This is a genomic window from Kribbella voronezhensis (assembly GCF_004365175.1).
GTDB lineage: Bacteria > Actinomycetota > Actinomycetes > Propionibacteriales > Kribbellaceae > Kribbella > Kribbella voronezhensis.
In genome coordinates this window covers 1,142,800-1,168,341 of sequence record NZ_SOCE01000001.1, presented here as the reverse complement: position 1 = coordinate 1,168,341, position 25,542 = coordinate 1,142,800, and the positions used below count along the sequence as shown (strand labels likewise).

Here is a 25,542-nt window from a genome sequence, read left to right as displayed (position 1 = left end):
CTTCACCCTGCGCCGACACCCCCGCCAGACCGCTCCTCTTGAGCAGCGGTTTCCACAGGCCTGGAACTGGTTCTGGCCGGCGGCTCCAACGCTCGTACCTTCTCTGGCGTGAAGGTCAGACGCCGAACCCCAGCGCCCGATCCGGACGGGCGCCGCCGCGCGCTCGCCCGGCTGCACGCGGCTGCGCCAGGAGCGGTGCGACGCGACGAGCAACTGGGGAGTGATGAGGAGGTGCGAGGTGGATGGATTCCCGAGACAGTGGTTCCCGATCGACTCCGCGCAAGCAACTGGACGCTGGCCCCGCGACACATCGCGGTGCTCACCGTCATCCTGGTGCTCGGACTCGCCTGGGCGGCCTGGTCGGTCTTCCACAGCCGACCCGAGGTCATCCCCGACGCCCATCCGTCAGCGCCGTCAGCCATCGGCGGATCGCCCGTCGCCCAACCGTCGACCTCGGGCTCCGTCGTTCCTCAATCCTCGACCTCAGGCTCACCCGGCACGTCACCGTCGCCACAGGAAGTCGTCGTCGACGTGGCAGGAAAGGTCCGCCGGCCCGGCCTGGTCCGCGCCACCACTGGCTCCCGAGTAGCCGACGTGCTGGTGCTCGCGGGCGGAGCCCTGCCCGGCGTCGACCTGACCAACCTCAACCTCGCCCGTCAGGTCTCCGACGGAGAGCAGATCCTCGTCGGCCTCCCGGGCGCCCCACCAGCCGCAACTCCTGGCCCCGGCACGTCCTCCACCAACCCCACCGCGACGCCAGTGGATCTCAACAAGGCAACCCTCGCCGAGCTGGAATCCCTCCCCGGCGTCGGCCCGGTCCTGGCCCAGCGAATCCTCGACTGGCGGACCGAACACGGCCGCTTCACCACAGTCGACGAGCTCCAGGAGGTCACCGGCGTAGGCGAGAAAAAGTTCGAATCCCTGAAACCCCATGTCCACGTCTGACCACCCGAGCCCCACACCCGAGGCCACCTCCGGCGAGGGGACCACGTCGGCGGCTGAGATGTCGGGGGAGGGGTTGCTGGATCTGCGGTTGCTGGGGCCGGCGGCGGGTGGGTGGCTAACGGCTGTGATCCTGATCGGTCAGCGGCCGGCTGCTGGTGTTCTGGCCGGTGCGATTGCGCTCCTGCTTGCCTGTGTGCTGTTCATCGGATTCCGTCGCAGACCCAGGGTGGTGACGGCGGCCGGCGTGACCGTCGTCGTGGCGGGCATGGCATTCGCGTCCGCCCTGCAAGCGCAGAGCCTCCGCGCCGGTCCCGTGCGTGAACTCGCCTCCACCGAAGCCGCAGTGAAGGTGCGCTTGAAGATCGACGGCGACCCAGCCGTTCGGACCAGCACCAGCAGACGACGACCGCCGTACGTCGTCGTCAGAGCAACGATCGAGGAGGTGACCGGTAGGGGGCAGACCACCCGAGTGAATACGCCGGTGCTGGTAGTCGGCCCCGCCCGCTGGAAGGAGGTCCGTTTCGGCCAACACCTCGAAGCCGGCGGGAGGTTGGCGCCGGTCGAGTCCGGTTCCGACGTCGCCGCAATGCTCTCAGCACGCGCGGCCCCGAAGATCCTGGACGAACCAGCCTGGTGGCTGAGAGCCGCGGAACGAGTGCGAGCCGGGCTGCGGCAAGCAGTCTCCGGTCAGCCGGAGGCAGTCCGCGGCCTGGTCCCCGCCCTGGTGATGGGCGACGAGTCCGGCCTCCCCGCCGACCTGTCCGACGACTTCAAAGTCACCGGCCTGACCCACCTGTCAGCGGTCTCAGGAACGAACCTGACCCTGCTGCTCGCGTTCGTGCTGCCGCTGGCCAGGTTGCTCGGCATCCGTGCCCGCGGCCTGAACGTCGTCGGCCTGGCGATGGTGGTCGTGTTCGTCGTACTCGCTCGCCCGCAACCAAGCGTGCTCCGTGCCGCCGTGATGGGACTGGTCGCCCTGGCAGCAATGACCGGCAACGGAGGCCGTCGGCGAGCGGTGCGGACTCTCTCGGTCGCCGTATTCATCTTGTTGTTGCTCGACACGTCACTGGCAAGGTCTGCCGGGTTCGCCCTCTCGGCACTGGCCACCGCCGGCATCGTTCTGCTCGGCCCGGATTGGCGTGACGCGCTCGCGAAATGGATGCCCGTGCGTCTGGCGGAAGCAATCGCCTGCCCTCTCGCCGCACAGATCGCCTGTACTCCGGTGGTCGCCTGGTTGTCAGGCCAGGTCTCGTTGATCGCCGTAGCGGCGAACCTGCTCGCCGGCCCAGCAGTCAGCCCGGCCACGATCATCGGATTCGGTACGGCCGGTATTGCCTTGCTCAGCGCGGATCTGGCTCGCCTGACCGGTTGGCTCGCGGGCTGGCCGGCTCGCTGGATCATCCTCGTCGCCCAGCGAGGAGCGAACCTTCCCGGCGCCGCAAGCGCTTGGCCCGCCACGGTGATCGGCGTCGGCGTACTCACCCTGCTCTGCCTCGCCCTGATCATCGGCCTCCACCGCATCCTGGCGAAGCCGATCGCTGTCGTGCTCGCCGTAGTACTGGTCGCCGTGCTCGTACTACGTCCCGTCGGTTCACTCACCTGGCCGCCGAACGGCTGGCTCCTCGTTGCTTGCGATGTGGGCCAAGGCGATGGACTAGTACTGCGAGTTGGTGCCGGCGTCGCCGTTGTGGTGGACACCGGGCCAGACCCTGCAGCGATGGACCGCTGTCTGCGAGAGTTGCAGGTGACTCGCGTGCCGGTGCTCGTCTTCACCCACTTCCACGCCGATCACGTCGGCGGACTGGCCGGCGTACTGCGTGGCAGGCAGGTGGATGAGATCGAGGTGACGCCGTATTCGTCGCCCGCTGCCGAGTACAGGCGCGTCGCCGAACTGGCTGAGTTGCATCGGATACCGCTCCGAACCGTTGCCTTTCATGAACAACGCACGATCGGCCCAGTCAGCTGGACCACCTTCTGGCCGGCGCGAGTTCCCGCAGTGCCCCAGCCAGGCAGATCCTCTGCGACTTCCACCGACGAAGGTTCACCGGAGAACAACGCGAGCATCGCCATGATGGTCGAGGTCGCCGGCCTGCGCCTCTTCCTCACCGGCGACCTGGAACCAGAATCCCAGCGAGCTGTCCTCGCCACTGGAGTCGACCTTCGAGCCGACGTGCTCAAGGTCCCGCACCACGGTTCCGCTCAACAGGACCCTGCCTTCATCCAATCCACCGGCGCCAAACTCGCCTTGATTTCCGCCGGCATCGACAACGACTACGGCCACCCGGCCCCGCGCACCCTCGACCTCCTCACCCACGCCGGCATGACCATCGCCCGCACCGACACCCAAGGCTCCCTCGCAGTCCTCACCACACCCCACGGCCTCTCCCTGGCAACCAGCCCCACCCACTAACGCAACCGAGCAGCCGTGAGGAGGTCAGGGGGATCGGTGTGGTTCGGTGGTTGTCGGTGGGGCGTGGGATGCTGGCGGGGTTATGGCAGCTCGAAAGAATTCTGCGCCCAAGCTTGGGGATGTCCTGCTGGTGACGGGGGCCGAGACGTTCCTGGCCGACCGGGCGGTGCGGTCTGCGATCGCGGCGGTCTCGAAAGGGAGCGTCGACGTCGAGGTGACCGACGTCGTGGCGGCGGATCTCGATGTCGGGGTGTTCGCCGAGCTGACGGGTCCTTCGCTGTTCGCGACCGAGCGCGTGCTGGTGCTGCGGGCACTGGAGAACCTGCCGGCCGAGATGGTGCCGCACCTGCTGGAGTACGCCGGTGCGCCGGCGGACGACGTACTGGTGGTGCTGGTGCACTCCGGCGGGCAGAAGGGCAAGGCCGTTCTCGACAAGTTGCGGAAGGCCTCGGTCAACGAGGTGGTCGCGACGGCGCCGAAGACCTGGGAGCTGCCGCAGTTCGTGCTCGGTGAGGTCCGCCTGCTGGGCGGGAGTATCGACGAACGGGCGGCGACGGCGCTGGTCGATGCTGTCGGACATGATCTGCGGGCGCTGGCCGGTGCGTGTTCGCAGCTGGTGTCGGATTCGGACGGCCAGCCGGTCAACCAGGACCTCATCGGTCAGTACTTCGGCGGCCGCGCCGAGGTGACCAGCTTCGCCGTGGCCGACGCCGCGATCGCGGGGCGGACGGAGCCGGCGCTCGAGCAACTGCGCTGGGCACTGGACTGCGGAGTCGCGGCTGTCCTCGTGACGAGTGCGATGGCGGGCGGGCTGCGTGGGCTGGCGAAGTACACGAGTGCGCCGAGCGGTCTGCGCGAGGCGGACCTGGCGCGCGAGGTCGGCGTACCGCCGTGGAAGTTGAAGACGCTCAAGCAGCAGGCACGCGGCTGGACCGCGGGCGGTCTGGCGACTGCGATCAAGGCGGTCGCTCAGGCAGACGCCGACGTCAAAGGTGCCTCGGGTGATGCCGGTTACGCGCTCGAGCGCATGGTCATCACCGTCAGCCGCGCCCACGGCCGCCGCTGACGTTCAACGCGCCTGGCGGTTTCGGGTACGCAAAAACGATCGGCCCGGTCCGCTGGCGGATGGGCCGATCGTCAGGGCGCGATCAGAGTGAAGCGGCCTTCTTGAAGATGGACGACTTCCGGTTGGCAGCCTGGTTGGCGTGGATGACGCCCTTGCTGGCGGCCTTGTCGAGCAGGCGAGCCGCCACGCGGGCGTTCTCCTGCGCCTTCGCGGCGTCGCCGGCGTCGGCGGCCTCACGGAAGCGGCGAACTGCCGTCTTGAGGGTCGACTTCACAGACTTGTTGCGAAGCCGCGCAGCCTCGTTCTGGCGGTTGCGCTTGATCTGGGACTTGATGTTCGCCACGGAGCAGAGCCTCGATCAGGAGTTTGCGGTCAATACAGGAAAGGTGGTGCGTGCACGGGTGAGTACCAACGCACACGCGCGAAGAGACAGACTAGCAAGAAGCCCTGGTCAGCACCAAACCGAGCAACGGTACCGACGCCTGCCTTCGGTGCCCACTCTACAGGGCCGCTGGACCCCGATCCGCCCCGCCATCGTTCCCGCAGGCCGGTCAGGACGCACTGGAGGCCGGTGACTCGGCGGCGGTCTTGAGGGCCTCGAGGGTGTGGTGGATCCCGGCGATGTTCCGGTCGCGGCGAATGCCGAAGACGAGCGCGAGGGGGCGGCGCAGGACGACTGGACGGTGGTCGGTCCAGGACTCGGTGATCTGGCAGCCGGTCGGGGTGGCGGCGAGGTCGTAGCTCCAGAAGGCGACCTGGATCGGCCCGAAGTGGATCCGGAACGAGAACCGCCGGCCCGGGTCCGCATCGATCACCACGCCCTGCGTGAACCAGCGGATCGCCCCTGCCCGGTTGTACCCGACGAAACGCGCCCCCGGTACGGCGTACGTCGTACTGCCGACCCAGGTGACGCGGGTGCATTCAGGGCTCCATTCGCCCATCCGCGGGAGGTCGCTGATCAGGGCGTAGAGGTGGTCCGGGGGTGCATCGACGGTGATGGACGCCTCGAAGTCGGGCATGTGGTTCCTCCGCGATGACGGTGATTCCCCGTGACGGCTGCTGGACCGAGCGTGCCATCCACGGTCAAGAACGGAACACCCGGCCAGGGCGATGCACATCCACCCCAGCTGAGGAGAAACCGAGCCGGCTGCGCACCCCCAGGGCGCAGCCGGCTTCGGCTTGATCAGCCGCGGCCGATCAAGAGGAAGACTCCCTCCGGTGTGGTGAACAGCAACTGGCAATCTCCCGAGGTGACCTCACAGCGGATGACCGGTTTGCCGTCGGTGGCGGGAGCCTGTCCCGGTGGCGTGCCTCCCCCGACCGAGGTGTCGGTGTAGATGAGATGCGTGTCGTCTTCGAAGACCGGCGGGGGATAGCTGGGCATCTCCTGCGGTAGCCGCAGCTTCGTCACCTTGCCGGTGGCCACATCGATCGCCACCGGCTGCGGAACGACAGTGCGCTTACCGTCGACCGAAGACGACGATCCGGGGTAGATCATGGTCCTGCCATCGGGAGACACGGTCGGAGAGAACTGGTTGCCGGTGCCACAGTATTCACGGTCGACCGCAAGACCGGTGCCCTTGACCGATCCCACTTTCAGACACCAGGCCCTGCCCTTGTCGGTGCGGGTCACGACCTGGACCTTGTCGGTGTCGGTGGCGCCCACCAGGCTTGCGTCGAACCCGGGGATCGAGAGCTGCACCGGCTGCCCTTTGGATGGCTGCCAGAGCATCGGCTGTGCACCGACGTCGTTCTCCGATCCGAGCCAGATCCCGGCCTGGTTCCAGGCCCAGATGATCGTTGGCGCGAAGGGCAGCGTGATCGCGGCGAGTTCCTTGCCGCCGGCCACGGAGTACACGCCGATCCGTGTCTTCCCGTTGCCGAGTTCGTGACTCATGACGACCTTCGACCGGTCCGGTGACAGGGTGCCGAAGTCGGCCCCGGTCGGTCCTATCTGCCGGAATCGCCCGTCCGGCGTGCCGACGCCGATCTTGCTGGGGATGCTCTCCTGGACCGTCAGCCATCCGCCGTTCACTCGTCCCAGCGGGGCATCCAGGCCACGGGGCCAGGTCACCGTTTGCTTGCCGTCGTGCAATGTGCCGGGACCGGCGCCCTGCAGCACGTACGGGAGCCGCAGTTCGTTGCCGGTGGTTTCGGCCGGGGGAGGTGGGGTTGCCTTGTCCCGGTCGGAGAGGTGGATTGCGACGGGGACGGCGATGACGACCATCGCGGCGGCGGCGAGGGCTACTGGCCAGTGGCGTTGGCGGCGAGGGGTCAGCTCGAGGCCGGGGGGCTCGTCGGGGACGGTGGCGGCCATCGAGTCCAGGTAGTCGCGCAGGCGGGTCTCGGTGTCGGTCATCGGGGTTCCTTCAGCTTTTTCGTGAGGGCGGCGAGGGCGCGGGACGAGGTGGCCCGGGCGGTGGACTCGCTGATGCCCAGCGTCTGGGCGATCTCGGCGTACGGGAGATCGAGGTAGTACCGCAGGACGAGCACCTCGCGGGACCGGATGGGCAGCGCCTGCAGGGCCCGCTGCACTTCCCGCCGGCTTTCACCGAGCTCGGCCGCGCTTTCCGCCGAGTCACCCGAGCGGGCGGAAGGTGGGATGTAGAGCCGGGCCACCCTGCGTCTGCGCAGTACAGAGCGGCTCCGGTTCAGCACCGCCGTCCGCAGGTAGCCGAGGACCTTTGCGGAGTCGTCGAGCGGCCACTTGCGGTAGAGCTCGGTGAAGACCTCCTGTACGACGTCCTCCGCCGACTCCGGGTCGTCGACGACCAGCACCGCCAGTCGGACCAGGCCGACCCAGTGCTGCCGGTACAGCTCGGAGATGGCGACTGGCGTGCCTTCGGACTGCACCAGGGCCACGATGTGGTTCGTCACACCCCCTAAGACGCCTCGCGGGGTGAAACGCTGCATCGTCAGCTCAGGCGTTCGTGCAGCCAGTCCAGGTGAACCAGGGCCGTCTCCCGTTGCCAGGCGCGGATCGTGGGGAGTCCTGGTGGCGCCGGCTGGTTGCTGCCCCACCAGAGGCCGCCCGCGATACCGGCGAGGAAGCCGCTGATGCCGTCGTCGGCAGGGAGGTCGGGCAGCTCGACCGACCCGCGCATGTCCGCGTGCAGGATCACGGTGTCTGCCCAGGGCGCCGCAAGCGCGGCGTGCGCCCAGTCGATGAACACGACCCGCGTCTCGGTCAGCAGGATGTTGTCGGCCCGCAGGTCCCAGTGCGCCAGCCCGTCGCCCTTCGCAAGCGCAGCCAAGCCGGTCCGCGCGAGCTCAGCCAGCTCCTGCTCACGCCCTGACACCCACTCCGGTACTTCGAGTCCGTCGGCGATCACCAGGTCCCACCGACTCAGGAACGCTTCACTCCGTACTGCGGCGACCGGCGCCTCCGGCCAAGGGGAAGGCTGCAGCGCCTCGGTCAGTTCGGCCAGGCCGTCCAGTACGCGGGCCGCGTCGTGCGGATGCCACGGATGCGGTGGCAGGTATCCCTCGATGTCCTCGAGCAGCAGCGCGACCCAGTCGCCGTCGTCGTACACGTCGTACAGGAAAGGGGTATGCGGCAACGAATGGGCAGCAAGCCCCTGCATGGCGGCGATCTCGTTGCGGAACAGCGTCGGCGTATCGGGATTCAGCGACAACCCGACAGCCTTGACGAAAGCCCGCCGCCCCGACGCGGTCACCAGCCGGGCCGCCACACCGGGCGAGAACCCACCGTGCTGCGTGCTCGCCGACACCACCGACGACCCGAGCGAGCGCTCCACCCATTCCCGCACCGCAACCGGCACCTGCTCGAACGGCATCCGTACCCCGACCGCGTGCGCCATAAGACAGAAGCGTAGACGTGCTCGCCCACCCCCGCAGACAATTCCACCGGCCGGAACGGCTGGTATTGAGTACGGCGGATCGCCATTGGTCGGTGTCGAGCGGGGTGATCGCGGCTTCACGCTCCGCGACGGCCGCGGGTGGGGGGCCTGGTCGGCTCAGGCTCAGCATCATGTTCGTCACACTAGAGAGACAGCGGTCCAGACCATTTATAGCTCGGCGAGGGACAACGATGCGGAAAGGACTGGCCTGGCGTGGGATGATTGGAGCCTTGTCCGCACTGCTCCTGAGATGAACTGGATCCCTCCGTGCCCGTTGGCCCCACGACCGTGCCGCAGCCGGGTCGTACCGACCCGTCGCTGATCCGGAACTTCTGCATCATCGCCCACATCGACCACGGCAAGTCGACGCTGGCCGACCGGATGCTGCAGATCACCGGTGTGGTGGACGGACGCCAGATGCGGGCCCAGTACCTGGACCGGATGGACATCGAGCGCGAGCGCGGCATCACGATCAAGTCGCAGGCGGTCCGGCTGCCGTTCGCGCCCAAGCCGGACACCCCGGGCGGCCTGCTCGCGCCCGACGGTACGACGTACATCCTGAACATGATCGACACCCCCGGCCACGTGGACTTCACCTACGAGGTGTCCCGGTCGCTGGAGGCGTGTGAGGGCGCGGTGCTGCTGGTCGACGCGGCGCAGGGGATCGAGGCGCAGACGCTGGCCAACCTGTACCTCGCGCTGAACGCGGACCTGCACATCATCCCGGTGCTGAACAAGATCGACCTGCCGGGCGCGATGCCGGAGAAGTACGCCGCCGAGCTCTCGCACATCATCGGCTGCCGTCCCGAGGACGTGCTGCGGGTCTCGGCGAAGACCGGCGAGGGCGTCGAGGAGTTGCTCAGTGAGATCGTCGCCCAGGTCGAGCCGCCGAAGGGTGTCAAGGACGCACCGGCGCGGGCGCTGATCTTCGACTCGGTGTACGACACGTACCGCGGCGTGGTCACCTACGTCCGGGTGGTCGACGGCGAGCTCACCCACCGCGACAAGATCAAGATGATGTCGACCGGCGCCGTGCACGAGATGCTCGAGGTCGGGGTCATCTCGCCGGAGCCGATGAAGTCGCCCAGTATCGGCGTCGGCGAGGTCGGCTACCTGATCACCGGCGTGAAGGACGTCCGCCAGTCCCGGGTCGGTGACACCGTCACGTCCGCGGTGCACGGCGCGACCGAGCCGCTCGGCGGCTACAAGCACCCGCAGCCGATGGTGTACTCCGGGCTGTTCCCGATCGACGGCGACGACTACCCGACGCTGCGCGACGCGCTGGAGCGCCTGCAGTTGAACGACGCGGCCCTGCAGTACGAGCCGGAGAGCTCGGGCGCGCTCGGCTTCGGGTTCCGCTGCGGCTTCCTCGGCCTGCTGCACATGGAGATCGTCCGCGAGCGGCTGGAGCGCGAGTTCGACCTCGACCTGATCTCGACCGCGCCGAACGTGGTCTACCGGGTCGAGATGGAGGACGGCAAGGAGCACGTCGTCACCAACCCGAGCGAGTTCCCCGAGGGCAAGATCGCCGACATCTACGAGCCGGTGGTGCGGGCGACGATCCTGAGCCCGAAGGACTACATCGGCGTGATCATGGAGCTCTGCCAGACCAAGCGCGGCAACCTGAACGGCATGGAGTACCTGTCCGAGGACCGGGTCGAGCTGCGCTACACGCTGCCGCTGGCCGAGATCGTGTTCGACTTCTTCGACCAGCTGAAGTCGAAGACGAAGGGCTACGCGTCGCTCGACTACGAGCCGACCGGCGAGCAGGCCGCGGCACTGGTCAAGGTGGACATCCTGCTGCAGGGCGAGACGGTCGACGCGTTCTCCGCGATCGTGCACCGCGACAACGCCTACTCGTACGGCGTGGCGCTGGCCGGCAAGCTGAAGGAACTGATCCCGAGGCAGCAGTTCGAGGTGCCGATCCAGGCCGCGATCGGGTCCCGGATCATCGCCCGCGAATCGATCCGGGCGATCCGCAAGGACGTGCTGGCGAAGTGCTACGGCGGTGACATCACCCGGAAGCGCAAACTGCTGGAGAAGCAGAAAGAGGGCAAGAAGCGGATGAAGATGGTGGGCCGGGTCGAGGTTCCCCAGGAAGCCTTCATCGCCGCGCTGAAGACGAACGAGCCGTCGGAGAAGGCCAAGAAGTAGTGCCGGTCGAGATTCCCGCGGAGTTCCTCAAGGTTGGTTTGCGCGGTTCCGACTGGGCCGCGTGGCTCGACAAGTTGCCGCGGCTGACGCGCGACCTGCTGGACGAGTGGAAACTGCGGGTCGACGGCGGCGCGCAGTACGGGAACTGTGCGTTGGTGGTTCCTGTCCGTACGCCGGAAGGCGCGGCGGCGATGCTCAAGGTGCAGTTCCCGCACTGGGAGGCCGAGACCGAGCATCTCGCGCTCCGGATCTGGGACGGCAACGGGGCGATCCGGTTGCTGCGGGCGGATCCCCGCCGGTTCGCCTTGCTGCTCGAGCGTGCGCAGCCGCGGGACCTGACCACGGTCGACGAGATCGAGGCCTGCGAGATCGTTGCCGCGAGCTACAAACGCCTGCACGTGCCGGCCGGACCACAGTTCAAGCTGCTCTCGGGGGAGATCGCCCGGTGGTCTCGCGAGTTGCTCGCGCTCCCCGCTTCGGCACCGGTCCCACGCCGGTACGTCGAACAGGCGGCCGCGCTCGCCCGGGACTTCGCGAGCGACCCGGACTGCGACGGCGCCCTGATCCACACCGATCTGCACTACGAGAACGTCCTCGCGGCCGACCGCGAACCCTGGCTCGTCATCGACCCCAAACCGCTGTCCGGTGACCCGCACTACGAGGTCGCCCCGCTGATCTGGAACCGCTGGGACGAACTCGCCGCCGCCCGTGACCTCCGTTTCGCCCTCCGCCGCCGCTTCTACGCGATCGTCGACACCGCCGGCCTCGACGAGGACCGCGCCCGCGACTGGATCATCGTCCGCCAACTCCTCAACGTCCTCTGGACCCTCAAGGACGCGGGCAGCGACGCCACCCTCCCGCAGGACTGGCTGACCCGCAACATCTCCATCGTGAAAGCAATCCAGGACTGAAAACGCGGTGACACCTGACCGGCCGCCGGGAGAGGATGCGGGTATGCGGCTGCTGACGGTGAATGTGGTGGAGGAGTTGATCCCGGGGCCCAAGGACACGGGGCTCACGGCGATCGACAAGCGGCCGCAAGCCGGGTCGGTGGCAGTGGGGGAGCTCGGGCTCCAAGGGGACTCGGTCTGCGACACCAGGCATCACGGCGGACCGGATCAGGCGCTCTATGCGTACGCCGCCGAGGATGCCGCCTGGTGGGCCGGGCAGCTCGGGCGGGAGATCCCGCCGGGATTGTTCGGGGAGAACCTGGTGACCGAGGGGCTCGACATCACCAACGCGCTGATCGGCGAGGTGTGGCGGCTCGGGGACGCGGTCGAGGTGATGGTCCGGTCGCCGCGGATCCCGTGCATCACCTTCCAGCACCGGATGGAGATACCCGGCTGGATCAAGCGGTTCCACACCGAGGGACGGCCGGGTGCCTATCTCAAGGTGCTGAGGACCGGCACGATCGCCGCGGGTGACGAGGTCGAGGTGCTGGACCGGCCCGCGCACGAGCTGACCGTCGGTGGCCTGTTCGGCGGGCAGGACCCGGCCAAGATGCAGGGCATGCTCGACTCCGGCGTCGACCTCGCCGACGACCTCCGGGAGCTGGCGCACCGGGTCGCCGCCCGCGGATGAAGGCGCCGCGGATCGCCGGGCTGATCCCGGCGAAGGGACCGTTGCGGCCGTTGGCCTTGGCGACGTTGCTGAGCCGGATCGGCAACGGGCTGCTGATGACGGTCAGCGTGCTCTACTTCACCCGGATCGTCGGACTCTCGATCGCGCAGGTCGGGCTCGGGCTGACCATCGCCGGGCTGTTCGGCCTGCTCTCGGCCGTCCCGCTCGGCCACCTCGCCGACCGGCGTGGTCCGCGCACGTTGTTCGTCATCCTGAGCCTCGTCGTCTGCTGCGTGTCGCTGCTCTACCTGCTGGTCGACACGTTCTGGCAGTTCCTCGCCGTCGCCGTCGTGCTGACGATCTTCGACCGAGGTGCCGGCGCGGTCCGAGCCGCTTTGATCGCCGCCGTGACTCAGGGCGCCGCGGGCAGAGTTGCCGCCCGGGCCTACCTGCGGGCGATCACCAACATCGGCATCATGGCCGGCGCCGGAATCGGTGCTCTCGCGCTGCACTTCGACACCGCCACGGCGTACCGGTCGATGTTCGTGCTGGATGCGGCGCTCAGTATCGTCGCCGCCTTCGTCGTGCTCGCGGTGCCGAAGGTCGCGCCGCAGCCGAAGAACGAGGACGGCCCGGTCTGGATCGCGCTGAGAGATCGCGGCTATCTCGCCGTCGCCGCGCTCAACGCGGGCATGTCGATCCACTACGCGGTCCTGGACGTGGCGATCCCGTTGTGGGTGGTCGATCATACCGACGCGCCCCGCTGGACGGTCGCGCTGCTGCTGATCGTCAACACCGTCGTGATCTCCCTCTTCCAGGTCAGATCGAGCCGGGGGATCGCCGATCCGGCAAGTGCGGCAAGAGCAACCCGGACGGCGGGGTTGTTGCTGCTGGCATCGATGGTGCTGTTCGCGGGTGCTTCCGGTGGCGGCGTCGTGGTCGCCGTCGGACTGCTCGCAGCGGGTGCGCTGGTACAGGTGATCGGCGAGTTGCTGCAGTCGTCCGGCTCGTTCCTGCTCGGCTTCGACCTCGCCGCCGACGAGGCACAAGGCCAGTACCAAGGTGTCTGGAACACCAGTATGTCGATCAGCACGATGGTCGCGCCGACCGTGCTCGCCCTGTTGCCGTTGGGCCTCGGCGTACCGGGCTGGATCATCCTGGGCGTCTGGTTCGCGATCGTCGGCATCCTCTTCGTGCCGGTCGTGCGTTGGGCTGCCGCCCGCAAAGCGCGGCCGGCAGCCCAACTCGTCTAGCCGACGGTGAGTCTGTCGACGTTCGGGCCGCCGTCCGTGCTGGTCGCGGTCGCCTTGATCTTGTTGCTACCAGCAATGAGATTCACCCGGATGGTCCTGGTCTGCCAGGTGTCCCAGCTCCCGGTGCCGGGGAACGTCAGCCCGGAAGACACCACGGTCCCGTTGAGCGCGATGTTCATCGGCCGCGAGGTGGTGGTCCCGTTGGCATACCGCAGTACGACGTCCGCCGGGCCGGCCGTTGCCGCAGTGACCGTCCACTCGACGGCGGACCCGACGGCGTTGTCGTAGTTCACGAAGCCGCGCCCGGTGAAGCCCGCGTGGTTCGACTCCACCACTCCGGCGGTGATCGTCGCGTCCTCCGCCTCGTAGACCGTCGGGCCGGGACCGGGGCCACCGGTGTCCGGCACGGTGTTCCAGCCGGACACCCGGACCGAAGGCGTCACACCTTGCAGATCGGCGGTCCGGTACGTCGCCCGCAGTACGACGCTCTCGCCCGGCCACAGGCTGACCGCGTTGTCGTTCCACTGCACCGGCAGCACGGGCTTGCCGCCGGCACCGATGATGTGCGCGTCGACGAAGAGCGCCGGGATCTTGCTGGTCGTGGTGTTCTTCAACGTGACCGTCGTGACGGTATCGGAGCCCGACACCGACGAGCTGACAACAGACGAAACGGGCACCTGCGCCAGCGACGACAATCCCTTCAGATCCGCGTAGCTGGTGGTCGGTGTGTAGTACCAATCGGTGTTGTTCCAGTCGAGTGTGTCCGCCTTCGTCGACAGCCAGTAGACGTTGCGGCTGACCTCGGTGCCGGACGAGTTGGTCAGCACCAGCTTCGCCAGATACGTCGTGGACAGGCCACTCACCGAAGGAATCGTGAGCGCCGTCGTCTTGCCTCCGTCGCCCGGCACCGAGACGTTGACCGCCTGGGAGAACTTCTCCGTGCCGTCGAGGTTGTAGAGCTTGACCGACGCGGTCAGCCCGGACGCCGTACCGTGGGATTGGTTGACCACGGCAACGGAGTTGCTGTCGTAGGAGTACTGGATGTGCAGCGGCTCGTTCGCCTTCTTGGCACCGTAGTACGCGCCGTTCTGGTCCAGATAGGTGTCGAACAGCTGCCAGTGCAGCGAGGTCCAGCCGCTGTTGAGCATCCAGTAGATCAACCCGGTCGACGGGTTCGAGGAGTCGGTGAAGTTCCGGTTGTGCGACTCGAACTCGGCACGCACATTCTCGTACTGCGCCAGCTGGGCCTTCTTCACGTAGTCGGTCAGGCCCGTCGGGGCGCCGTACCGGCCGGACAGGGCGTTCCCGAACAGCTTCAGGTTGCCGAAGGTGGACGACGACGACCGGTGGTACTGCGTGGCGCTCGGGTTCTGCCAGAGCACGTCGAGCTCGGCCGGGGTCAGCATCCTTTGCAGGGTGTCGATCGTGGGGATGTCCGGGCCCGCACTGGTCTCCGAGTTGAAGCCCCACGCGCCGCCGGAGTCGCCGTGCGCCTTGTCGTACCAGTAGTTCGGCGGGATCCAGTCGTACGGTCCGTTCATCTTCATCCCGGAGCTGCCGAGCTGCGGCGACGAGTTCGCCGACGCGGCCGGGATCACCGGGGTCTGCCAGTCGGCGGCGTTCAGCGCGTCGAGGTAGTTCTTCTCGATCGTCGCGTTCGGTGCGAAGTCGCTGCCGATCAGGAAGGTGAGCACGCTCGGGTGGTTCCGCAGCCGCTCGGCCTCGGCCGTCATCGACGCCTTGGCGGTCACGTAGTCCTCCGCCTTCCAGGTGTTGCCGTTCTCGCCGCCGTTGACCTGGCCCTCCCACTTGTCGCAGCACTCCCAGCCGGGCATGGTCAGGATGCCGAGCCGGTCGGCCAGGTCGAAGAACTCGTCGGGCTCGATGTGCCCTTCCAGCCGGACCGTGTTGAGGCCGAGATCCTTGACGTACTTGAGCTTGTCGGCCGCATAGGTGGCGTTCCAGCGCAGGAACAGATCGGGTGACCAACCACCGCCGCGCACCAGCAGAGGCCGGCCGTTGATCGAGTACGCGCGCCCACCGCTGCTGTTGAGCGGCGCCTTCACCTCCCGTACGCCGAAGTCGGCGTGCGCCGCGTCGGACGGCGTACCGGCTGCGGTGGCGGTCAGGTCGAGCGCGTACAGCGGCTGCCCGCCCATCCCGGCCGGCCACCAGACGTTCGGGTTGTCCAGCCCGATCGTCGGGAACGTGACCGTCTTCTTCTCCTTGGCGGCGAGCGAGACCGACTGACTGACCGGTACGCCGGCGACGCTGCCCGCGACGGTGGTGGTGACGGCGGCCGACGAGTCGTTGCGCACGTCGACCTTCGCGGTCAGGTCCGCGTGGGTCACCGAAGGGAGCTTGGTGACGACGTGAGCGCCGCGGAGGGCGACCGCACCGCTGCGCCGGACCAGGACGTCGCGGACGATGCCCATGTTCTGGTCCGGTGGCGTCTGGGCCCAGTCGATCCAGCCCATCGTGAGGTCGTTGTTCGGGTCGTTCGGGTAGACCTTGAAGGTGATCGCGTTGCTGCCGGTGTGCACCTGCGCGGTGATGTCGAGGTCGTGCCGGGTGTAGGCGCCGGCGGTCTGCGTCTTGTCGGCGACCTTCGTGCCGTTGACCCAGACATCGGTGCGGGACAGCACTCCGCTGAAGTCGAGGTAGGTGCGCTGGGCGGTGTCAGCAATCTCCACGTCGGAGCGGTACCACCAGGGCACGGTGAACTGGCTCTTGTCGACGTTCTTCATGTTCGTGGAGAAGAACGGATCGGGGTACTTGTTGTTCTGCAACAGGCCCGCGAAGACCGTCGACCGCGCCGAGACGGGCAGCCAGCCGGTCGTCGGGTAGCCGGGCTGGGTGACGGCCGCGTCGTTGGACACCTGCGCGGAGGTCTGCAGCAAGAACCCAGGGATCGGGCTGACCGCAGCGGTCGCGAAGAGGGTCGGGGCGAACGGCGGGGCTGGGTCCCGGTACGGCGCGCCGGCGGCGGGGACCGCGGTACAGGCTGCGGCTGCCAGCGCGGCAACCGTCAGAAATCGGATGCTTCTCGGCCACGATCGCATCGGTGGGCCTCCTCGGGGCGGTGATCGGCCACATGATCGTTAAGAAACTTTCCTGTCAAACTGTGATCGATGCTAGCGCCGGAGAAGGCGGGCTGACAACGGCTCAGGTGGGTTCGCGGTAGCCGAGGGCGGCGGAGATTTTGCGGGCGGCTTCGATGGCGGCCGGAGCCATCAGCGCCACCTGGGCGATGGACTGCTCGAGGGAGAGGGTGGAGATGCTGACGGCGGCGATCGCGCTGGCGGTGTGGTCGTGGATGACGGCCGCGACGCAGCGAATGCCGGGCTCGTTCTCCTCGTCGTCCAGGGCGTACCCGCGGGCCCGGACCTGGGTGAGGTCGGCCTTCAAAGCAGCAGCGGTCGTGTGGGTGAGCGGCGTACGGGCGGGCAGGCCGGTCCGGGTGACGAGGGCGTCGAGCGCTTCGTCGTCCAGTTCGGCCAGGAGGGCTTTGCCGATGCCGGTGCAGTGCAGCCAGAAAGCCTTGCCCACGCGGGACGGCATTCGGTACGGCTTGGGTCCGTCGAGTCGCGCGACGTAGATCGCCTCGTCGCCGTTCAGCAGGCCGACGTGCACCGTGCAGCGGGTCTGCGCGACCAGGTCGGCCAGCACGGGCCGGGCGACCGTCGCGAGATCGACGTTCGTCAGCGCATGCCCGGCAAGCCGCAGCGCCTTCGGACCCGGGTGGTACGAGCCGTCCTCGGACTGCGCGACGAACTCGTGCTCGACCAGCGACGCCATGATCCGGTGCACGGTCGACTTGGCCAGGCCGGTGGCCGTCACCACGTCGGTGAACCGGGAGTGCTCGAGGACCGCGTCGAGCACCATCAGCGTCTTGTCGATGGCCGAGGGCGAACTCATGTCGCTCATCCTGTCACCTCTCATCTCGCCAGCCAGCCGCCGTCGACGGCCAGCACATGGCCGTTGACGTAGTCGGCCGCCGCCGACGCCAGGAAGACGGCGGCACCGACCAGATCCTCCGGTCGTCCCCACCGGCCGGCCGGGATGCGATCCCGGATGGCCGCCTCCCGGTCGGCGTCGGCCCGCAGGTCGGTCGTGTTGTCGGTACTGATGTATCCGGGAGCGATCGCATTCACCTGTACGCCGGACGCTCCCCACTCGTTGGCCAGTGCCTTCGTGAGCCCGGCGACCGCGTGCTTGCTGGCGGTGTAGGCGGGAACTGTGATGCCGCCCTGGAAGCTCAGCAGAGAAGCGATCGTGATGATCTTCCCGTCGCCGCGGGTGACCATGGCGGCGCCGATCGGCCGCGTCACCGCCCAGGTCGAGTTCAGGTTCACATCGATCACGTGCTGCCAGTCGGCCGGCGCGGTCTCGACGGCAGGCGCCCGGCGGATTGTGCCCGCGTTGTTGACCAGGATGTCGACCCGACGGTCCCGGACGAGAGCGGTCGCGACCGCCTCCACCTCGGCCGGGTCGGCGAAGTCCGCGGTGATCACCGTCGCTTCGCCGCCGCCGTTCAGCTTGATCGCCTCGAGCGTGTCCTCCAGCGCCGCGTCGCGTGCGAGCAGGATCAGGTCGGCTCCCGCCGCGGCGTACCCGGCGGCGATCGCCGCGCCGATGCCGCGTCGGGCGCCGGTCACCAGCGCGGTACGGCCCCGCAGTGAGAATCCAGCGGTCACCGAAGATCCTGCACGTCGACGCCGTCCATGTCGGTGAACGCCTGGTTCTCGCCGGCCATCGCCCAGACGAAGCTGTACGCCGAGGTGCCGACGCCGGAGTGGATGGACCAACTGGGGGAGATCACTGCCTCGCGATCGGCGACGACGAGGTGCCTGGTCTCGTCAGGTTCGCCGAGCAGATGCACGACCCGGTCGGCCTCCGGGAGGCCGAAGTACAGGTAGCACTCGGTGCGTCGGTCGTGGGTGTGTGCGGGCATCGTGTTCCAGGTGCTGCCGGGGTGCAGCGTGGTCACGCCGAGCACGATCTGGCAGCTCTGTACGCCGTCCGCGTGGATGTATTGGTCGATGGTGCGCCGGTTCGCGGTCTGCTGGTCGCCGAGTTCGAGCCGGTTGCCCTCGCCGGGCTGGACCAGTGCGGTCGGGAAGTCGGCGTGCGCGGTGGCGGAGAAGAGGTAGAAGGCGGCCTCGGGTCCCTCGAAGACGACGTCGCGCGCGCCGCGTCCGGCGTACAGGCAGGCGCCGGTGGTCAGTTCGAACTTGGTGCCGTCGACGGTGACCGTGCCCGGTCCGCCGACGTTGACGATGCCGGCCTCGCGGCGCTCGAGGAAGAATTCGCTGCGCAGCTCCGGCCAGGTTCCGAGGGTGAGCGGGCCGCTCGCCGGGCAGGCGCCGGCGAGCACGATCCGGTCGTGGTGGGTGAGCACCCCGGTGATCGTGTCCGGAGTGAACAGGTCTTCGACCAGGTACGAGTCGCGCAGGTCCGCGGTGGCGAAACCCGGGATCTGGTCGGGGTGGGTGGCGTGCCGGACCTGGAGAGGTTGCTGAGCGTCATTCACAGAACAAGGTTCTACTCAGCGGAACATCCTGTCAAACGTTGACCACGTCATGGGGTCTAAGCTGCGTCTTGGTGATCCTGACTGTTCCGCCTCTTGACACTTGGTTCTGTTGAGTGGAACCTTCCAGGCACATCCCGCCCGCCTCTGGAGGATTCACATGACAGCCCTCGACTGGACGGTCCTGGCCGGCTACTTCGTGCTGATGGTGGCGATCGGAGTCTGGTCCCGCAGCAAGGTCAAGACCGTCGTCGACTACTTCACGACCGGCGGCCGGATCCCGTGGTGGTTGTCCGGGATCTCGCACCACATGTCCGGCTACAGCGCGGTCATGTTCGTTGCCTTCGCGGCGGTCGCCTACAGCTACGGCATCACGGTCTACGTGTGGTGGGCGATGTCGATCGGCGTCGGTGTCGGCATCGGCGCGTTCGTGTTCGCCGCACGCTGGAACCGGCTGCGAGCCAAGCACGGTGTCGTCTCGCCGCTGGAGTACCTCGCCCGCCGGTACAACCTGCCGACCCAGCAGGTCCTCGCGTACTCCGGTGCGCTGCTCAAGGTGGTCGACATCGCCGCCAAGTGGGTCGCGATCGCCGTACTGCTGAACGGATTCACCGGCGTACCGATGCGCTGGGGCATCCTGCTCACCGGGGTCGTCACGATGCTCTACGCGACGCTGGGTGGATTGTGGGCCGACGTACTCACCGACTTCGGCCAGTTCGTCATCCAGGCCGCGGCCGGGATCGCGATGTTCGTCGGCGTCCTCTCGCACCTGGACGGCATTCCCACGCTGTGGAAGATGTGGGACCAGTTGCCCGCGGGGCACGGCTCGGCGCTGAACGGACCGTACACGCCGATCTTCTTGATCGCCTTCCTGTTCATCAAGACCTTCGAATACAACGGCGGGATGTGGAACCTGGCGCAGCGCTACATGGCCGCACCGTCCGGCTCCGAGGCGAAGCGGTCCGCCCTGCTGTCGTCGGCGCTGTGGCTGGTCTGGCCGCTCGTGCTGTTCATCCCGATGTGCGCGGCGCCGCTACTGGTTCCCGGCCTCGCCAAGCCCGAGCAGTCGTACGTCGAAATGTCGCAACTGCTGCTGCCGAGCGGCCTGATCGGGCTCGTCCTGGCCGGGTTCTTCTCGCACACGATGGCGATGGTCGCCTCGGACGCGAACGCGATCTCCTCGGTGATCACCCGCGACCTCGGCCCGGTGCTCGTACCGAGGCTGCGTCAGTTGAGCGACGCGGGGATCCTGAAGTTCGCGCGGATCGTGACCTTCAGCTTCGTCACCGCGAGCATGCTGATCGCGATCATCACCAACGGGCAGGGCGTCGTACTGAAGATCGTCGTCGACCTGGTGGCCGCGACGATGGGACCGATCGCGATCCCCTTGATGCTCGGCCTGCTGCCTTGGTTCCGGCGGAGTGGGTCGCGGGCGGCGATCGCGTCCTGGGCGATCGGCCTGATCGTCTGGGCGATCGTGAAGTGGGGCATCGGCTCGACCGACACCACTTTGGTAGTTGCGTTGCCGTTGGCAACTTCCTTGGTCGTGTACGTCGGCCTGGGCCGGCTGCTGCCGGAGCGCCGGGCCGAGGTGGACGAACTGCTCGACTCGCTCAACACCGACCCCGCCGGTGAGGTGCCCGCCAGGCGGACGGCGGCGGTCGGCTGACCGTCGTACTGGAACAATGTTTCACCACACAGAACAACAATCCCTTCGCTGAGGAGACTCCCTATGCCGAACATCACCGTCGAACTGCTCTCCGGCCGCACTCTCGACCAGCGCCGCGAGTTCGTTGCCGCCGTCACCGACTCCGCGATCGCGATCCTCGGCGCCAAGCGCGAATCGGTGCGCATCGTCTTCCAGGAGATCGAGAAGTCCGACGTCGCCAACGGCGGCATCCTCGTCTCCGACTCCTGACCACCCGCGCCGGCTCCGCCGCCCGCCTCGAGGCAGAGCCGGCGCACCCCAGGCGCCCACACCCCGCCGCCGCCACACCTCGCGCCTCCACCGGATGGTGGACTTCGGCCGTCGCGAGCGGCGGGCTCACTTAGGCTTCGGGGTATGCGAGTAGGAGTATTCGGAGCCACAGGTCAAGTCGGCGGGGTCATGCGGGAGTTGCTCGTCGAGCGGAAGTTCCCGGTCGACGAGATCCGGTACTTCGCGTCCGCGCGATCCGCCGGCAGTCAGCTTCCGTTCGGTGACGCCAAGGTCACCGTCGAGGACTCGGCCACGGCCGACTTCGCCGGGCTCGACCTGGCGCTGTTCTCCAACGGCAAGACGGCGTCGAAGGAGTTCGCCCCGAAGGTCGCGGCCGCCGGAGCGGTCGTGGTGGACAACTCGTCCGGCTGGCGGATGGATCCCGAGGTCCCGCTGGTCGTTGCCGAGGTCAACCCCGGCGATCTCGACCACCTCCCCAAGGGCATCGTGGCGAACCCGAACTGCACCACGATGGCGGCGATGCCGGTGCTCGCTCCGCTGCACCGCGAGGCGCGGCTGACCCGGCTGATCGTCTCCACCTACCAGGCCGTCTCCGGCTCGGGTGGCGTCGGCGTCCGCGAACTCGAGGACCAGACGAACGCGCTCGCCGCTGGTTCCGGCCGGCTCGCCCGCGGTGCCGAAGGCATCGAGCTGCCGCAGCCGCAGGTGTACGCCGGTCCGATCGCGTTCAACGTGCTCCCGCTGGCCGGATCGATCGTTGCCGACGGCACCGGGGAGACCGACGAGGAGCAGAAGCTCCGCAACGAGAGCCGCAAGATCCTGCACATCCCGGACCTCCCGGTCGCCGGCACCTGCGTCCGCGTCCCGGTCTTCACCGGCCACTCCTTGAGCATCCACGCCGAGTTCGCCGACCCGATCACCCCAGAGCGAGCGACCGAGCTGCTCGCGACCGCACCCGGCGTCGAGCTCGCCGACCTGCCCACCCCGCTGCTTGCCGCAGGCAAGGATCCGTCGTATGTCGGCCGCATCCGCCAGGACCAGTCGGTCCCGGACGGACGTGGCCTCGTCCTCTTCGTCTCCAACGACAACCTGCGCAAGGGCGCCGCGCTCAACGCAGTCCAGATCGCGGAGCTCCTTCAGCAGCGGTAGTAGTCCTTCACATAAACGCCGTTGATCGCACTCAGCGTGTGGTCGTAGCAGCCGTCGGTGCCGGAGCTGCGGTACCGGACGGTTTGGTCGCTGGTGGCGTGGCGCTGGTCGCGGGGGACGTTGTAGATCCACGACGCGCGGCCGTCGTAGGTCTCCTCGGTCCGGCGATCCGCGACGACGTGCCGGCCGGCCGTGGCGGTCAGGTGGCTGCGGTCGTAGATGGTGAGGTCGGTGACGATGTCGTAGCCGTTGGGAATCGTTGCGTTGGGCAAGAAGCTGAGATAGCCCGACTTGCCGTAGCTGAGGTCGGCCCGCTCGACCTTGGCTCCCGTGGTGACCACCGAGTTGTCGTGCCACGAGGCATCCAGGGTGTCGCGCGACTCGCCGGCTTCCCAGACGTGGTCCGACTTGTTGGAAAGAGTCCGCTGCACGGTCGTGCGGACCCGGCCCGCCGACGTGTCGACGTACCCGCTGAGCTGGAGCGATCGCGACGCGGTCATCTTCACCGAGCCGGCCGCGCCACTCGAACCGGTGACGTCGTCCGACTTGGTCAGCGGCGACACGGCGTACGAGGTCAGGGCACCGCTGGTCTGCTTGCGGATCGGGTCGGTCCAGACGTGCAGGTTCGGGACGGTGAACCAGCCGCTCTGCCCGGCCGGTACGCCGGCGACGTGGACGCGGAACTCGTGCGGCTTGCCGTCGCTGACCAGGCCGGCGAAGGGCGTCAGGTCGTAGTACACGGGCTTGATGTCGAAGGCACGTGGTGCGGGGGAGGGACGCCAGGAGTACGGGTTGGACCAGCCGCCGGTGTAGATGTACGGGTACGGCAGGGCGATCCCGGCGAGCTTGCCGTCGACCAGGACGTCGACTTCGCGGTACGGCGATCCGTCGGGGCAGGAGTAGCCGGTCGACTCCGGCGCGGAGGTGTCCCAGAACTCCTCGCAGCCGCCGCCCGAACCGGTCACGTAGACCTCGCCGAGCAAGCGGGTGGTGTTGCGCGGCAGCGTCGCCGTACCGACGAGGTCGGAGTCCTCGCGGCGCTGGTCCTGGAGCGGCAGCACGGCGTTCGCCGTACGGGCCGGTGGGGCGCCGTGGCCTGCTACGTAGAAGTCGAGGGTGACGACGATGTCCAGGACGCCGGTGTACGTGTCGTTGACCACATTGCCGAGTTCCATCACGACGGGCTGTGGGGTGCGCAGCAGCGGGCTGTAGGACGTGACGTCCTTCTCGACCTGCCAACTGATGCCGTCCGTGCTCGGCTCGGGAGTGGAGGTGCGGAAGACACCGACGCCGCCGATCGTGATGTGCCCCAGCCGGTCGTACTGGACGCCCTTGACCGAGCCGTGCATCTTCAGCACGACCTTGGACCACGGTCCGCGACAGCCGGCCGGTGGGGTATAGGTGGAGGTGTAGGGATCGAAGTTCTTGAAGCCGTTCCGGACGATCTCGACCGAGCAGTGCCGGGTGTCCGGCACGGCGACCGGTGGCGCCGGCGTCCGGGGATCGTCGTAATCGGTCCCGAATTCGGACGGCGGAACGACTTGGGCCACCGCCCGGGCCGGTGGCGGCGCGGCGTTGGCCGGGGACAACCAGCCGAGGAGTAGGACGGATAGTGAGACGAGTGCCACAGACCGTGCGCGCATGTTGCGGAAACGTAATCGAGATGGTGCGGACGGGCAAGCGATGACCATGGTCACGGTTGGCTGCGTCTATTACCGTTCGGTTCACTTGACCCCCGATGGAGGCCAGCCATGAAGCCCGTTGCCGACGGTCCTCAGCTCGCGTTGCTCAGCTCCCGCAAGGAGCACCTCGCCCAGATGTTCCTCGACCGCGTCGCCGCGCAACCCCACCGGGAGGCCTTCCGGTACCCGGCCGGTGAGGAATGGGCCTCGGTCAGCTGGCAGCAGACCGACGAGCTCGTACGCCGTCGCGCCGCCGGCCTGATCGCGCTCGGGGTCGAGCCCGAGCAGCGCGTCGCCGTTGCCGCGAGCACCCGGCTCGAATGGGTCCAGTGCTACCTCGCCGCGGTTCTCGCGGCGGCCGCGACCACCACGATCTACCCGACCACGATGGCCGCCGACGTCGCCTACATCGTGGCCGACGCGGAGGTCCGGGTCGTGTTCGCCGAGGACGCCGGCCAGGTGGACAAGCTGCGAGAACACAGGTCGGAGTTGCCGTCGCTGCAGAAGGTCGTCCTGATCGACGGTTCGCCGGAAGAGCGTGACGGCGACTGGGTGATCAGCCTGTCCGCGCTCGACGAGCTCGGGGCTCAGTTGCTGGAGCAGAACGCGGCGGCTGTCGACGAACGGATCGGGCAGATCCGGCCGGAGCACCTGTGCACGCTGGTCTACACGTCCGGTACGACCGGGCGCCCGAAGGGTGTGCGCCTGCCGCACTCGGTCTGGACGTACGAGGGGGCCGCGGTGGAAGGCATCCGGGTGCTGAGCCCGGACGACCTGCAGTTGCTGTGGTTGCCCTTGTCGCACGTCTTCGGCCAGGTGCTGCTCGCCGTACAGTTCCAGATCGGTTTCGCGACCGCGATCGACGGCCGGGTGGACAAGATCGTGGCCAACGCGGCCGCCGTCCAGCCGACCTTCATGGCCGCCGCGCCGCGCGTCTTCGAGAAGGCGCACGGGCGGATCGTGACGATGATGGAGGCCGAGGGCGGCGTCAAGGCGAAGCTGTTCCACTGGGCCTTCGGCATCGGCTCCCAGGTGTCCAAGCTTCGCCAGCAGGGCAAGGAGCCCAGCGGCGTCCTGGCCGCGCAGTACGCCGTGGCGGACAAGCTGGTGCTGTCGAAGATCCGGGACCGCTTCGGTGGGAAGATCCGGTTCTTCGTGTCCGGTTCGGCCGCGCTGGACAAGAAGCTCGCCGAGTGGTTCCACGCCGCCGGGCTGCTGATCCTGGAGGGCTACGGGCTCTCCGAGACCGCCGCCGGCTCGACGCTGAACCGGCCGGATCGGTATCGACTCGGCAGCGTTGGTCCGGTCTTCCCGGCCGCGGAGTTCAAGATCGCCGAGGACGGCGAGATCCTGATCAAGGGTCCCGGTGTGATGAGCGGCTACCACAACCTGCCCGAGCAGACCGCCGAGGTGATCGACGCCGAGGGCTGGTTCCACACCGGGGACATCGGGCACTTCGAGGACGAGTTCCTCTTCATCACCGACCGGAAGAAGGACCTGTTCAAGACCTCCGGCGGCAAGTACGTCGCGCCGCAGGTGATCGAGGGCCGGTTCAAGATGATCTGCCCGTACGCCAGCCAGTTCCTGGTCCACGGCAACCAGCGCAACTTCGTCTCCGCCCTGGTCACGCTGGACCCCGAGGCGATCGAGGGCTGGGCGCAGCAGAACGGGCTCGGCGGCAAACCGTACGCCGAGATCGTCACCTCGGACGCTGCCCACGCCATGGTCCAGGGCTACGTCGACGAACTCAACGCCGGCCTGAATCGCTGGGAGACCGTCAAGAAGTTCACCATCCTCGAACGAGACCTCACCGTCGAGGACGGCGCCTTGACGCCCAGCCTGAAGCTCAAGCGCAAGCACGTCGAAGTCACCTATGGCGATGTCTTGGACAAGATGTACGAGTAGTCCACGTCTCCCGCTGCTCGGTGTGAGGGCGGGACAGTGTCGGTTCGGAGGGCTAATCTCGCGGTAAGGGTTGCCGGGGGAGGTGGCGG

Annotated in this window: 21 protein-coding genes; 11 read left to right on the top strand and 10 right to left on the bottom strand. The window is 68.0% G+C overall.

Annotated features, from left to right (window positions below; genetic code table 11):
- Positions 1–108: 108 nt before the first annotated feature.
- The 3 genes from EV138_RS05100 to holA all read left to right on the top strand — a co-directional run bounded on the left by EV138_RS05100 (position 109) and on the right by holA (position 4,421).
- Positions 109–945 (top strand): ComEA family DNA-binding protein, encoded by an 837-nt coding sequence (locus EV138_RS05100; RefSeq protein ID WP_238157968.1) that lies wholly within the window; start codon positions 109–111, stop codon positions 943–945.
- Positions 932–3,355: a ComEC/Rec2 family competence protein gene (locus EV138_RS05095; protein ID WP_133977271.1), complete on the top strand. Its 2,424-nt coding sequence runs from the start codon at positions 932–934 to the stop codon at positions 3,353–3,355. Before EV138_RS05100 ends, EV138_RS05095 begins: the two co-directional genes overlap by 14 nt.
- A gap of 130 nt (positions 3,356–3,485) precedes the next feature.
- Entirely contained in the window at positions 3,486–4,421 is a 936-nt protein-coding gene (gene holA / locus EV138_RS05090; protein WP_238157967.1) for a DNA polymerase III subunit delta, read from the top strand.
- Between the two features lie 82 nt (positions 4,422–4,503).
- Here holA and rpsT read toward each other — a convergent pair whose 3' ends face one another.
- The 5 genes from rpsT to EV138_RS05065 all read right to left on the bottom strand — a co-directional run bounded on the left by rpsT (position 4,504) and on the right by EV138_RS05065 (position 8,242).
- Entirely contained in the window at positions 4,504–4,764 is a 261-nt protein-coding gene (gene rpsT, locus EV138_RS05085; protein ID WP_112245713.1) for a 30S ribosomal protein S20, read from the bottom strand.
- 208 nt (positions 4,765–4,972) lie between these two features.
- Positions 4,973–5,440, bottom strand: a complete 468-nt coding sequence (locus tag EV138_RS05080; RefSeq protein ID WP_166678489.1) for an SRPBCC family protein — start codon at positions 5,438–5,440, stop codon at positions 4,973–4,975.
- Between the two features lie 164 nt (positions 5,441–5,604).
- On the bottom strand, positions 5,605–6,780 hold the full coding sequence (locus EV138_RS05075; protein ID WP_133977268.1) for a TolB-like translocation protein: 1,176 nt from the start codon (positions 6,778–6,780) through the stop codon (positions 5,605–5,607).
- Complete coding sequence (locus tag EV138_RS05070; protein ID WP_238157966.1) at positions 6,777–7,298, bottom strand: RNA polymerase sigma factor; 522 nt, start codon at positions 7,296–7,298, stop codon at positions 6,777–6,779. Before EV138_RS05070 ends, EV138_RS05075 begins: the two co-directional genes overlap by 4 nt.
- 38 nt (positions 7,299–7,336) lie before the next feature.
- Positions 7,337–8,242: an aminoglycoside phosphotransferase family protein gene (locus EV138_RS05065; protein WP_133977266.1), complete on the bottom strand. Its 906-nt coding sequence runs from the start codon at positions 8,240–8,242 to the stop codon at positions 7,337–7,339.
- A 306-nt stretch (positions 8,243–8,548) separates the two neighbouring features.
- Between EV138_RS05065 and lepA the strand changes: the two genes are divergently transcribed.
- Genes lepA through EV138_RS05045 form a run of 4 tightly spaced genes read left to right on the top strand, consistent with a single transcriptional unit; the run spans position 8,549 to position 13,248 of the window.
- Positions 8,549–10,435 carry a translation elongation factor 4 gene (gene lepA, locus EV138_RS05060; protein ID WP_202866620.1) on the top strand — a complete coding sequence of 629 codons (1,887 nt, stop codon included), beginning with the start codon at positions 8,549–8,551 and terminating at the stop codon, positions 10,433–10,435.
- Positions 10,435–11,346: an aminoglycoside phosphotransferase family protein gene (locus EV138_RS05055; protein WP_133977265.1), complete on the top strand. Its 912-nt coding sequence runs from the start codon at positions 10,435–10,437 to the stop codon at positions 11,344–11,346. The genes lepA and EV138_RS05055 overlap by 1 nt, the downstream gene beginning before the upstream one ends.
- A gap of 43 nt (positions 11,347–11,389) precedes the next feature.
- The gene (locus tag EV138_RS05050) at positions 11,390–12,016 is read left to right on the top strand and encodes an MOSC domain-containing protein (RefSeq protein WP_133977264.1); all 627 of its coding nucleotides are present in this window, start codon (positions 11,390–11,392) and stop codon (positions 12,014–12,016) included.
- On the top strand, positions 12,013–13,248 hold the full coding sequence (locus EV138_RS05045) for an MFS transporter (RefSeq protein WP_133977263.1): 1,236 nt from the start codon (positions 12,013–12,015) through the stop codon (positions 13,246–13,248). The genes EV138_RS05050 and EV138_RS05045 overlap by 4 nt, the downstream gene beginning before the upstream one ends.
- Here the strand turns inward: EV138_RS05045 and EV138_RS05040 are convergent.
- The 4 genes from EV138_RS05040 to kduI form a co-directional block, all read right to left on the bottom strand.
- A complete protein-coding gene (locus tag EV138_RS05040; protein WP_133977262.1) occupies positions 13,245–16,310 on the bottom strand; it encodes a glycosyl hydrolase 2 galactose-binding domain-containing protein in 3,066 nt (1,021 codons plus the stop codon). The two genes, EV138_RS05045 and EV138_RS05040, sit on opposite strands and share 4 nt — an antisense overlap.
- A gap of 103 nt (positions 16,311–16,413) precedes the next feature.
- A complete protein-coding gene (locus tag EV138_RS05035; protein WP_238157965.1) occupies positions 16,414–17,175 on the bottom strand; it encodes an IclR family transcriptional regulator in 762 nt (253 codons plus the stop codon).
- Between the two features lie 11 nt (positions 17,176–17,186).
- Entirely contained in the window at positions 17,187–17,945 is a 759-nt protein-coding gene (locus EV138_RS05030) for an SDR family oxidoreductase (protein WP_133977261.1), read from the bottom strand.
- Positions 17,942–18,781, bottom strand: coding sequence for a 5-dehydro-4-deoxy-D-glucuronate isomerase (kduI, locus tag EV138_RS05025; RefSeq protein ID WP_133977260.1), 840 nt, complete (start codon positions 18,779–18,781; stop codon positions 17,942–17,944). The genes EV138_RS05030 and kduI overlap by 4 nt, the downstream gene beginning before the upstream one ends.
- A 157-nt stretch (positions 18,782–18,938) precedes the next feature.
- Here kduI and EV138_RS05020 point away from each other — a divergent pair, with 157 nt between their 5' ends.
- The 3 genes from EV138_RS05020 to EV138_RS05010 all read left to right on the top strand — a co-directional run bounded on the left by EV138_RS05020 (position 18,939) and on the right by EV138_RS05010 (position 21,866).
- Complete coding sequence (locus tag EV138_RS05020; RefSeq protein WP_133977259.1) at positions 18,939–20,447, top strand: sodium:solute symporter family protein; 1,509 nt, start codon at positions 18,939–18,941, stop codon at positions 20,445–20,447.
- 63 nt (positions 20,448–20,510) lie between these two features.
- Positions 20,511–20,696 (top strand): tautomerase family protein, encoded by a 186-nt coding sequence (locus EV138_RS05015; RefSeq protein ID WP_133977258.1) that lies wholly within the window; start codon positions 20,511–20,513, stop codon positions 20,694–20,696.
- Positions 20,697–20,840: 144 nt separating this feature from the next.
- On the top strand, positions 20,841–21,866 hold the full coding sequence (locus EV138_RS05010; protein ID WP_133977257.1) for an aspartate-semialdehyde dehydrogenase: 1,026 nt from the start codon (positions 20,841–20,843) through the stop codon (positions 21,864–21,866).
- Here the strand turns inward: EV138_RS05010 and EV138_RS05005 are convergent.
- Complete coding sequence (locus tag EV138_RS05005; protein ID WP_133977256.1) at positions 21,854–23,509, bottom strand: peptide-N4-asparagine amidase; 1,656 nt, start codon at positions 23,507–23,509, stop codon at positions 21,854–21,856. The two genes, EV138_RS05010 and EV138_RS05005, sit on opposite strands and share 13 nt — an antisense overlap.
- Positions 23,510–23,617: 108 nt before the next feature.
- On the opposite strand from EV138_RS05005, the gene EV138_RS05000 reads away from it, so the two are divergent.
- Positions 23,618–25,453: an AMP-dependent synthetase/ligase gene (locus tag EV138_RS05000; RefSeq protein WP_133977255.1), complete on the top strand. Its 1,836-nt coding sequence runs from the start codon at positions 23,618–23,620 to the stop codon at positions 25,451–25,453.
- The last annotated feature ends 89 nt before the right edge of the window (positions 25,454–25,542 follow it).

Bases quoted from the DNA above. Each gene is read 5' to 3' on its own strand.
- EV138_RS05095 (WP_133977271.1), top strand. From the start codon at position 932: ATGTCCACGTCTGACCACCCGAGCCCCACACCCGAGGCCACCTCCGGC.
- EV138_RS05080 (WP_166678489.1), bottom strand. From the start codon at position 5,440: ATGCCCGACTTCGAGGCGTCCATCACCGTCGATGCACCCCCGGACCAC.
- EV138_RS05075 (WP_133977268.1), bottom strand. From the start codon at position 6,780: ATGACCGACACCGAGACCCGCCTGCGCGACTACCTGGACTCGATGGCC.
- EV138_RS05065 (WP_133977266.1), bottom strand. From the start codon at position 8,242: ATGGCGCACGCGGTCGGGGTACGGATGCCGTTCGAGCAGGTGCCGGTT.
- EV138_RS05050 (WP_133977264.1), top strand. From the start codon at position 11,390: ATGCGGCTGCTGACGGTGAATGTGGTGGAGGAGTTGATCCCGGGGCCC.
- EV138_RS05045 (WP_133977263.1), top strand. From the start codon at position 12,013: ATGAAGGCGCCGCGGATCGCCGGGCTGATCCCGGCGAAGGGACCGTTG.
- EV138_RS05040 (WP_133977262.1), bottom strand. From the start codon at position 16,310: ATGCGATCGTGGCCGAGAAGCATCCGATTTCTGACGGTTGCCGCGCTG.
- EV138_RS05035 (WP_238157965.1), bottom strand. From the start codon at position 17,175: ATGAGCGACATGAGTTCGCCCTCGGCCATCGACAAGACGCTGATGGTG.
- EV138_RS05020 (WP_133977259.1), top strand. From the start codon at position 18,939: ATGACAGCCCTCGACTGGACGGTCCTGGCCGGCTACTTCGTGCTGATG.
- EV138_RS05015 (WP_133977258.1), top strand. From the start codon at position 20,511: ATGCCGAACATCACCGTCGAACTGCTCTCCGGCCGCACTCTCGACCAG.
- EV138_RS05010 (WP_133977257.1), top strand. From the start codon at position 20,841: ATGCGAGTAGGAGTATTCGGAGCCACAGGTCAAGTCGGCGGGGTCATG.
- EV138_RS05005 (WP_133977256.1), bottom strand. From the start codon at position 23,509: ATGCGCGCACGGTCTGTGGCACTCGTCTCACTATCCGTCCTACTCCTC.
- EV138_RS05000 (WP_133977255.1), top strand. From the start codon at position 23,618: ATGAAGCCCGTTGCCGACGGTCCTCAGCTCGCGTTGCTCAGCTCCCGC.